At 60.4% G+C, this 1,175-nt stretch carries 1 tRNA gene and 2 pseudogenes; 2 read left to right on the forward strand and 1 reads right to left on the reverse strand.

Annotated elements, in window-relative coordinates:
* Nucleotides 1–62: 62 nt before the first annotated feature.
* Nucleotides 63–139 (forward strand) — tRNA-Met (locus tag AB9K34_RS00475).
* A 132-nt stretch (nucleotides 140–271) separates the two neighbouring features.
* On the opposite strand, the pseudogene AB9K34_RS00480 reads toward AB9K34_RS00475, so the two are convergent.
* Nucleotides 272–859, reverse strand: a pseudogene (locus AB9K34_RS00480) (transposase); the annotation flags it as partial.
* Between the two features lie 2 nt (nucleotides 860–861).
* Between AB9K34_RS00480 and AB9K34_RS00485 the strand changes: the two are divergent.
* A pseudogene (locus tag AB9K34_RS00485) lies at nucleotides 862–1,037 on the forward strand (IS3 family transposase); the annotation flags it as partial.
* Between the last annotated feature and the right edge of the window lie 138 nt (nucleotides 1,038–1,175).

Genomic DNA, 1,175 nt, shown 5'->3' on the forward strand with positions numbered 1-1,175 from the left:
AAACCTAACAAACCCTCAATACGGTATCTCTCTTTCGATGACCCCAACAGAGAACACTCTGGCGCGGGATGGAGCAGCCCGGTAGCTCGTCAGGCTCATAACCTGAAGGTCGTAGGTTCAAATCCTACTCCCGCAACCAACTTATCCTGCGAAGCGCCCTCCGGGGCGCTTTCGCATGTTGGGCCTTCGCCAAGCGCGGCTCTGCTAGCCGCAATCGTGGCGTGGTTGATATGCGAAGAGGGGTAAGCGTTGTCTGACTGGCACAGCCACCTCAGGTTGACGGCTTGAAGTTCCACGGCAACAGGTCGTCGATGCGGCTTTTGGGATGACCTGCTGCGATGGCTGTCAGGGTTGCGGTGAGCCAGGCGAAGGGCTCGACGCCGTTGATCTTGCAGGTCTCGATCAGGGAGGCGATGCGGCCCCAGGCTTTGCCGCCCTCGTCGTGACCGGCGAATAATGCGCTCTTGCGATTGAGGGCAATCGGACGGACGAGATTTTCGACCCTGTTGCTGTCGATCTCGACGCGGCCATCGGTCAGGAAGGTCTGCAGGCTCTGCCAGTGGCTGTGGATATAGGCCAGTTTTTCGCCGAGGCGCGACTTTGCCGATTCGGATCCGTCGCGATCGAAGACCTCCCTGAGCTTGCGGCGGGTATGCGCCGAGCAATGTGCCACCCGAATAGGGGCGCCGCCCTTACGCGAGGATTTGGTCAGCCGGTTGTAGCCGGTGTAACCGTCAATCTGCAGGATGCCGTCAAAGCCGGTCAGGAATTTTTCCGCGTGTTCGCCATGCCGTCCGGGAGCATAGAAATAGACCACGCCGGGCGGGTCATCGCCGCCCCAGGCCCGGTCGTCCCGCGCCGAATGAGAACGCCAAGCTCAAGCGGCTGCTGGCCGATACGATGCTGGACAATGTGGTTCTGAAGGATCTTCTGGGAAAGAACTGACGACGCTGACCAAGCGGCGAGAGGCAGCGCTCAGGGCGATGCGGGATCACGGCATCTCGCAGCGCCGGGCCTGTCGGCTTGTCGGTGTCGACTGACCTGCCCCCCGCGAAATCCCTCATCATGATGTAGAGTCTGCCCAACCTTGAAGGAGCAGACGAATGCGAAAGAGCCGTTTTACCGAGGCGCAGATTATCGGGATGATCAAGGAGCAAGAGGCGGGCATGCCGACG

This window comes from Sedimentitalea sp. XS_ASV28 (genome assembly GCF_041224545.1).
In the GTDB taxonomy this organism is placed as follows: domain Bacteria; phylum Pseudomonadota; class Alphaproteobacteria; order Rhodobacterales; family Rhodobacteraceae; genus Sedimentitalea.